Source organism: Pedobacter agri PB92 (genome assembly GCF_000258495.1).
GTDB classification, from domain to species: Bacteria; Bacteroidota; Bacteroidia; order Sphingobacteriales; family Sphingobacteriaceae; genus Pedobacter; species Pedobacter agri.
Genome location: NZ_AJLG01000196.1, coordinates 1 through 8,622 on the forward strand (window position 1 = coordinate 1; position 8,622 = coordinate 8,622).

6 protein-coding genes are annotated in these 8,622 nt (G+C 38.6%); 3 read left to right on the forward strand and 3 right to left on the reverse strand.

Annotation, left to right across the window (positions count from 1 at the left end; translation table 11 throughout):
- Nucleotides 1-122: 122 nt before the first annotated feature.
- A complete protein-coding gene (locus tag ON09_RS20485) occupies nucleotides 123-890 on the reverse strand; it encodes a phosphosulfolactate synthase (protein WP_010602940.1) in 768 nt (255 codons plus the stop codon).
- Nucleotides 891-950: 60 nt separating this feature from the next.
- Complete coding sequence (locus ON09_RS20490) at nucleotides 951-2,354, reverse strand: tetratricopeptide repeat protein (protein ID WP_010602941.1); 1,404 nt, start codon at nucleotides 2,352-2,354, stop codon at nucleotides 951-953.
- Nucleotides 2,355-2,604: 250 nt separating this feature from the next.
- Here ON09_RS20490 and ON09_RS20495 point away from each other — a divergent pair, with 250 nt between their 5' ends.
- A complete protein-coding gene (locus ON09_RS20495; protein ID WP_010602942.1) occupies nucleotides 2,605-3,069 on the forward strand; it encodes a nuclear transport factor 2 family protein in 465 nt (154 codons plus the stop codon).
- A 79-nt stretch (nucleotides 3,070-3,148) separates the two neighbouring features.
- On the opposite strand, the gene ON09_RS20500 is transcribed toward ON09_RS20495, so the two are convergent.
- Nucleotides 3,149-5,659, reverse strand: coding sequence for a M1 family metallopeptidase (locus ON09_RS20500; protein ID WP_010602943.1), 2,511 nt, complete (start codon nucleotides 5,657-5,659; stop codon nucleotides 3,149-3,151).
- A gap of 123 nt (nucleotides 5,660-5,782) precedes the next feature.
- On the opposite strand from ON09_RS20500, the gene amaB reads away from it, so the two are divergent.
- Together amaB and ON09_RS20510 are read left to right on the forward strand one after the other, a co-directional pair.
- On the forward strand, nucleotides 5,783-7,324 hold the full coding sequence (amaB, locus tag ON09_RS20505; RefSeq protein ID WP_010602944.1) for an L-piperidine-6-carboxylate dehydrogenase: 1,542 nt from the start codon (nucleotides 5,783-5,785) through the stop codon (nucleotides 7,322-7,324).
- Nucleotides 7,325-7,443: 119 nt separating this feature from the next.
- A complete protein-coding gene (locus ON09_RS20510) occupies nucleotides 7,444-8,160 on the forward strand; it encodes a 3-ketoacyl-ACP reductase (protein WP_010602945.1) in 717 nt (238 codons plus the stop codon).
- Nucleotides 8,161-8,622 lie beyond the last annotated feature (462 nt).

The window sequence follows — 8,622 nt, forward strand, 5'->3', positions numbered from 1 at the left end:
CCGATTAGACCGTATGTTTTCATATGTACAAGGATTCTTTATAAAGCATAAAGCAATCTTACAGCGGTAGTAAATCAACTAACATTGTAAGATTGCTTCGTGGCTCGCAATAACGATATATTTTATTTTGTTTGATTCAGGAAATAATCGAAAGTATCTCCACGTAAGCCCAAACGAATAGTTTCTAATGGAATCACTTCGGCCGGCGCAATGTTCCCCAGGTTTACGTTTGATCCGATAAGTTTGATGAACCAAACCTGTTGTTCTTTTTGTGGCGCTTCCCAAATAATGGTTTCCTCCGGAATTTGCGTTAAAATTTCATCAACTAATCCCTCACGTACTTCGCCACTTCCACGATAAATTCCAACATTTCCACCTTCACGTGCTTCAGCAATTACCTTCCACGATCCTGCTTGTATTTCGGCCTGCATTAATTTTATCCATTTGTATGGAGCGAAAATTTTTGCAGCGTCTTTACTTCCCACTTCGGAAATTACAGTTACCTGTTTAGATAATTCGCTAATATAATTACACTTTTTATCATGTTCTATTTCGATCGACCCATCAGAAACTTCGGCATATTCCATCCCGTACTGATCCAAAACACGCTGATAATCTGAAAACTGATTTCTGATGATAAATGCTTCGAATAATGTTCCTCCAAAATAGGTTGGAATCCCGGCACTTTTATATAAAGCTAATTTCTCTTTAAGGTTTGGCGTAACGTGTGATGTAGCCCAACCTAATTTTACGATATCTGTATAAACGCCGGCAACTTCAATAAAATCTTCTACCTGGCGCAGGCTTAATCCCTTGTCCATAACCATTGTATAGCCCTTTTGGCGTGGTTTTTCCGGACGTTCAGGAACGTTTAATAATGGGTAATTCATATGCGTACAAAAGTGAAAAAAATTTTGAGATTTATTTGTTAAATTTTTCTCACAAGACTGTTACCTGATATATCGACTTATTACGCTGATAATGGCACTGTTATCCTGAAGTTGCGGCAAATATTCAAACAAAATATAATGTTTATCCGGATCGGTAGTTAAAGCTGTTTCCAAATAACCCAATGCATCGGCATAATTGCCCATTGCAAAAAGATAGGCTACCATGCGATAATATAGCTCTGCAGCTTCAGGATTATTTTTAATTGCTTCAGCCATCGTTTCCGATGCTTCCAATAATTTTCCTTGTTCGTACAACACGGTACTAAAATCCAGCCATGCTTCCACATCTAAAGGATTATATTCCAGAACTTTATCATAAGCAGCGATTGACTCTTCAATCTGCCCCAATTTGTAATACGCATCAGCCATCGCAAACCAGAAATCAGCGTTTTCTGCTTCTAAATCGATTGCTTTTTTATAGAAATGTAATGATTCAAAATAGCGTTCTTCATGGTTTAATGTTACGCCAATTCCAAACCAAGCATCAGCCATTTTTGGATCCATTTTTACTGACTTTTTGTAGTAAGAACGGGCTTCATCCATCTTTTCCAATTTCTCATAACATTCACCCATTGCACAATAAGTATCTGCATTGGGTTGCTCATATTCAAAAGTCTGTTTATAAACTTCAATAGCTTCATCATATTTATCCAGCTGAACCAAAGCGTTGCCTTTATTAAAATAAGCAGAACTAAAATCCTCCTTGATTAAGATGGCATAATCATAAGCATCAATCGCCTTTTCAAAAAGATTAAGTTTATGGAAACTGTTTCCCAAGTTATACCAAGCGGCGTAAGAGTAAGGATCAGTATCAATGTATTGCTGGTAAAACTTAATGCTTTCTTCCTGTTTATCTAAAACATCGTAGCAAAAGGCCAGCTCGTACAAACCGTCCTGATTTTCCATGTTTTGTTCTAAACTCAGTTTGATATAGGTAATCGCACTTTCATAATCGCCCATGCTTTGGTACACATAAGCCATTTGCAAAAGAATCTCATCTGTACTTTCAGCTAAACCTAAAGCTTTATCATAATTTTCTAATGCTTCGCTAAACCGTTCGGTATTTTGAAAAATATTACCACGCAACAGATAAATATCTGGTTCTGATGGCTCCAATAACTCTGCTTTTTGCAAAGCGATAAAAGCCTGTTCATTGTTGTTGGTTAAAATGAAAAGATGTGCTTGTTTAATAAGAAAAACAGTGGCATACGGATGCTGGCTGATGGCAAAATCAACTACCTGCAGTGCTTTAACCGGATCATTTTTTTCGATGTAAAAATCTACAATATATTCGAAAGCGCCAGCGTCGAAAAAATACTGATCCTGATTACGGAGCATTTCTTCGTAACGTTCTACAGAGCGTTGTGCATCTTCGTTGGATTCAAAAAAGAATTCTTCTTCCATATCTAATAACTATTAAAGAACCGTGCCATTAAGCAGAAAAACACATTATAATTTTACCGATTTTAATTATCGCTTTTATAAATAATTATTAACATTAATTGTTAAGACAATCGTAAATAGCTGAAAATAAAGCCTATCGGCAGTGATTAAGATGTGTGAATTAAGCTAATATTTTATCAACATCGCGGTTCCTTTCCCCTTCTTTCACAAAAATAATATAAATTTATTGTAGTAAGGTAATCAACAAGTCATGAAAAACTGGACAATATTAGCTTTCTTCCTGATTTTTTTAAGTACAAAATTACTGGCTCAGCATGAGGAGGAGGCAATTAAAACGGTAGTTACTCATCTTTTTACCGGAATGAAAACCGGAGATAGTACACTTAGCAGATCAGCATTCGCAAAAAGTTGTATCATGCAAACTATTGTGAATAAAAATGAGAAATTATCTGTTCGAACTGAGCAACTAGATGATTTTATAAAGTTTATTGGTTCGCCACATAAAGAGAAATTTGATGAGCGAATTGTATTTTCGAAGATTTTAATTGATGGACCGCTTGCCACGGTGTGGACCGATTACAAGTTTTATATCGATGAAAAATTTAGCCATTGTGGTGTGAATTCTTTTCAACTGGCAAAATTGGATAATCGTTGGCAAATTGTTTATCTGATTGATACCAGAAGGAAGGATAACTGCAGTTCGATGATTCCCTAGCTATTGCTATTCCGAGCAGAAAAAAGCGCTACAGATTTTTACACCTGTAGCGCTTTTATCTTGATAAAAGATCTTTCGGTTATTCTTTACCTAGTTCTGCCGCAGCTTTTTTAAATATATCTGCTTGTTTATTTAGGTTTGACTTCACCTCGCCGCTTGCTGATTTAGCTTGCTGTGTTTTGGCCTGAGCGGTTGCTTCATAAGCACCTGAAAGCTGTTTATTCAAGTAATTTTGCAATTTCAAACGTTCAATAGCTGCACTAATTCCATTGATGCCTTTTTCCGTAACTATAGGATTGGTATTGGCCCTTAAATATTGAAAATATTGGCCAATCACTGCGAAAATTTTGTTGCGATCGCCATTGGCCATAATGTTTTCATAAAATGCCTGATGCTCATCTTTTGGATCGCTGATGTACAACGAAGCGATAGAAGAAGCAATATGGTCTTTCGTATCCTGATCCAATGAAGATAACGCCGTCATACCTTCTTGCGGTGCAACTTTGGTTAAACCGGCAATCGATGCTGCAATTACCCTGTAAGATCTGTCTTTCACACCGTCCAGCAATAGTGCCTTGTAAGTTTGGTCGCCAGTTTCGGCCAGTTTAGTAATTGCCGCAGCCCTCGCTTCAGTATCTTTATCGGTTTTAGCCATTTGCAACAATACCGGTAATGCAACAGCTTTAACTTCAGCGTCTTCTAAATTCAAACCCTCAATACTTAATGCCCTTAAATCTCCAGATTTATCTTTTAAAGCACCCAACAAAATCTGCTGGCCGCTTTTAGCTTTACTTTGCATTATAAATTGCAGAGCTTCAATCCTATTGGCATAAGTCGGTGCATTTTTATACTGGAAATAATAGTTTTCTGCAACCTTATTGTCGTTAATTTCGCCAACAATGATTTTATCAGCATCAAAGTCGATTAGATCTGGTTTGGCACTCACCTCAAAAGAAAAAGTTTGCTCACGGCTGTTGATCACTATCTCTTTAGTTACCTTTTGCCCACCCGCATAAATCACGACTTTAACAGGCAAAGTAAAGGTTTGCACGGCTGCATCCTGTGTTTGTTTTACTTTAATGGTAGCCTTTCCATTCTCATAACCATAATCAACTGCTAAAATCGGGTGGCCTCCTGCATAATACCACTGGTTAAAATAGGGACTCCAATCTTTTCCGGTGATGTCTTCCATAGCCAAACGCAACTGATGGGTTTCGCCATTTTTGAAAGCGTTGGTGGTCAGATATTTGTTTAAACCTTTATAGAAAGCAGCATCACCCATTTGATTTTTCATTGCATATAAAATCACCGATCCTTTAGCATAGCTCACATTATCAAACATATCCTCTTTATCATTATAGTAAAAACGAGCTAATATTGGGCTTTCCCCGTTTTTTGTAGAGCTGATATAGGATTGTAATTTTTCATAACGTGATTTATCTTCCGCATCTTTCCCTTCATCATATCCATGCCAGATGATTTCGCCAAAAGTGGCAAAAGATTCGTTCATGGTGAGGTTAGACCATGATTCTGCGGTAACATAATCGCCAAACCATTGGTGAAAAAGTTCATGCGCAATCGTACCTTCTTCGTTTCCATCCAATAACTCACGATCAGTTTTTTGGATGTGCTCACCATGCAGTGTCGCGGTTGTGTTTTCCATGGCACCCGAAACATAATCTCTTGCTACAACCTGTGCATATTTATTCCATGGATAATCTACGCCTAAAACATCGCTGTAGAATTTCATCATCGTTGGCGTTTTACCGAAAATCTGTTTGGCAAAAGGTGCATATTTTGGCTCCAGATAGTAGTTAACCTCTTTGCCTTTGTAGGTATCTTTTGTGATTTTAAAATCGCCAACTGCCATCATAAATAAATAAGGCGAGTGCGGTAGATCCATTTTCCAGGTGTCGGTTCTTGTGCCATTAGCGTTTGGTTTCTGACTAACCAATTTTCCGTTAGATAAAGTGGTATATTTCGATTGAACCGTCATCGAGATTTCCTGTGTTGTTTTTTGGTCTGGCTTATCAATGGTTGGGAACCAGGCCGATGAAGATTCCGTTTCACCTTGTGTCCAGATCTGGATTGGTTTATTTTTATCTGCACCATCAGGGTTGATGAAATACAAACCTTTAGCATCCGTAATTGCTGCACTTCCCTGAACTTTCAATTCATCCGGCTTTGCAGTGTACGCAATGTATACGGTATATTTTTCGGTATTGGTATACTTCTTATTTAACGTGATGTAAAGTTTGTTATCGCGATAATCATATTTCAAAGGTGTATTTCCCTTTAGGCCAACCAGTGCAACCGTTTTAATATCCATGCCCTGAGCATCAAGCGTTAATGAATCTGTAGCATAAAAATGAGGCTTTAACGTCACCCACTCTTTGCCGTAAAGATATCGTTTTGCATAATCGAAAGATACATCGAGTTTGGTATGCATCAGGTCGTTTATTTTCGCTGGGGTTACACGATAAACAGATAATTTTGCTGATTTTTCAACAGCTTTTTCCTGAGCAGATAGCGTATTTGCCACAAATAGAGAAACAAATATTGCACTACAAGCCAAAAATTTTTTATTCATGTTTTCTAATTTAATAAGTCAGTTGCGTTTAAAGCAAGATATTAAGAATTGTGATAAAGTATCGAGTCAAATGTAACTTGCTTTATGGTAATTTTTTGTTTTTTTGTGTAAATCGTTAGATATATGAATACAGATATTCAATCCATTTTAAACACACTTGGCATAGCAGAAAGTAATGCCGCTTTCAGCACTGGAAGTAGTTGGGGAGGCGAATCGAATGCAGAAACGTTGAAAAGTTTTTCTCCGGTTGATGGCAAGCTTATAGGTGAAAGCAAAATAGCCACTTCAGCAGATTATGAATCAATTATTGCGAAAGCCCAGTCGGCATTTGCAGACTGGAAAACTGTTCCGGCACCAAAAAGAGGAGAGATTGTTCGTCAGTTTGGCGACGCTTTAAGGGAAAATAAAGACGCCCTGGGCACTTTGGTTTCCTATGAGATGGGAAAGAGTTTACAGGAAGGTTTTGGAGAAGTGCAGGAGATGATCGACATCTGTGACTTTGCGGTGGGATTATCGCGGCAGCTTTACGGCTTAACCATGCACAGCGAGCGGCCAAGCCATCGCATGTATGAGCAGTGGCATCCGCTGGGGATTGTGGGAATCATTTCAGCATTTAATTTCCCTGTGGCGGTTTGGGCATGGAACTCGGCATTGGCATTGGTTTGCGGAAATGTTTGCATCTGGAAACCTTCGGAGAAGACCCCTTTAACAGCCATTGCCTGCCAACATATTATTGCTAAAGTCTTTAAAGCCAATGATGTGGCTGAAGGTGTTTGTAACCTGATTATCGGCGACAGATCCGTTGGCGAATTAATGACCAACGATGGTCGTGTGCCATTGATTTCGGCGACGGGATCAACCCGTATGGGCAAGCAGGTTGGTGCTGCTGTAGGTGCACGGTTGGGCAAAAGTTTATTGGAGCTAGGCGGAAATAATGCCATCATTATCTCTGAACATGCAGATTTAGATATGAGTTTAATCGGTGCTGTTTTCGGTGCGGTAGGTACTGCAGGACAACGCTGTACCACAACCAGAAGATTAATTATCCACGAAAGTGTGTATGATGCCTTTAAAGAGAAATTGGTAAAAGCTTACGATCAATTGCGCATTGGTAATCCATTGGATCAAAATAATCATGTAGGACCGCTAATCGATACCGACGCCGTTGATGCCTATCTCGACTCGATACAAAAATGTAAAGCCGAAGGCGGGAAATTTGTAGTAGAAGGTGGTGTATTGACCGGCGATCATTACAGTAGCGGCTGTTATGTAAAACCTTGTATTGCCGAGGTTCAAAATGATTTTAAAATTGTACAGCACGAAACCTTTGCCCCAATTTTATACCTGATTAAATATAAAACACTGGATGAAGCGATCGCTTTACAAAATGGTGTGCCGCAGGGTTTATCATCAGCCATTATGACCTTGAATTTAAGAGAAGCAGAGCAGTTTTTATCAGCCAAAGGATCTGATTGTGGAATTGCAAATGTGAACATTGGTACATCTGGAGCAGAGATTGGTGGTGCTTTTGGCGGAGAGAAGGAAACAGGAGGCGGCAGGGAAAGTGGCTCGGATGCCTGGAGAGCTTATATGAGAAGACAGACCAATACGATAAATTATTCAAATACTTTACCATTGGCGCAAGGCATAAAGTTCGATTTGTAATGAAAGGTTTGTCATTGCGAGGTACGAAGCAATCTTAAGTGATCGCTTTACTTTTAATCCCAATGCATTAAGATTGCTTCGTGCTCGCAATGACGTGATGATTAAAAATTAAAATTAAAATGGAAAACATATCAGGAAAAAATGCACTGATTACCGGTGCGGGTAAAGGCATCGGGAAAGCGATTGCAATTGCTTTAGCTAAAGAAGGTGTAAATGTTGGTTTAGTTGCAAGAACCAAAAGCAGTTTGGATGAACTGGCTGCAGACCTAAAACAATATCATGTTAAAATTGCAGTAGCCACAATGGATGTAGGCAACATCGATTCAGTAAACGAAGCGGTTAAATCGGTACAGTCTGAATTGGGCTTTATTGATATTTTGATAAATAATGCCGGCGTAGGAAAATTTGCGAAGTTTTTGGAAATGGAACCAGCAGACTGGCAAAACGTGATACAAACCAATTTACTGGGAACTTATTATGTTACCCGAGCGGTGGTGCCAGAAATGATTGAAAAGCAAAGTGGAGATATTATCAATATTTCCAGCTCATCGGCATTTAGTCCTGCAGCAGTAACCAGTGCTTATTCGGCATCAAAAGCTGCGATTAATGCTTTGTCGGTTTCTTTAATGCAAGAAATGCGGAAACATAATATTCGCGTTACTGCTTTGGCACCTAGTACCACCGCTACAGATATGGCTATCGATTTGAAATTGACAGATGGCAATCCAGATAAAGTGATGCAGCCCGAAGATCTGGCTGAACTCATTGTTTCTCAACTGAAACTAAACAGAAGGGTTTTTATAAAGGATGCTTCAGTCTGGTCTACAAACCCATAAACAAAAAGAGGTGCTACTTAATTTTAGCACCTCTTTTTGTTTCACTTGGAAGCGAACTCAATAGCTTTTCTAATAAATCCGTATTAATCACCATAGTAATTTTTGATTTGCTGCTAAAAGAGACTGAACTTCAGCTTTTATACTGCTTCTGAGTTGCAATTTGCTCATTTTCATCGTACATGCTGCAGAAATAATAGCGGATTTTGGAGCAAATTGTAATGATTTAGAGACGTTTGTTAAAAAAGGTTAAAGCATAACACACAACTAACATATTAGTTCTATATTCGGAGACCAAAACTAATCCAAACTCGCTCCATGAACAAACTACTACTCTCAGTCTGCTTTCTGATTTTTCTTTCTTCGTACGTGAAAGCACAACACATTATCAAAGGCAGAACAATTGACACTGCATCTACAACACTATTATCTGGATCTACCGTGGCTGTTTTAAACGCGAAAGAC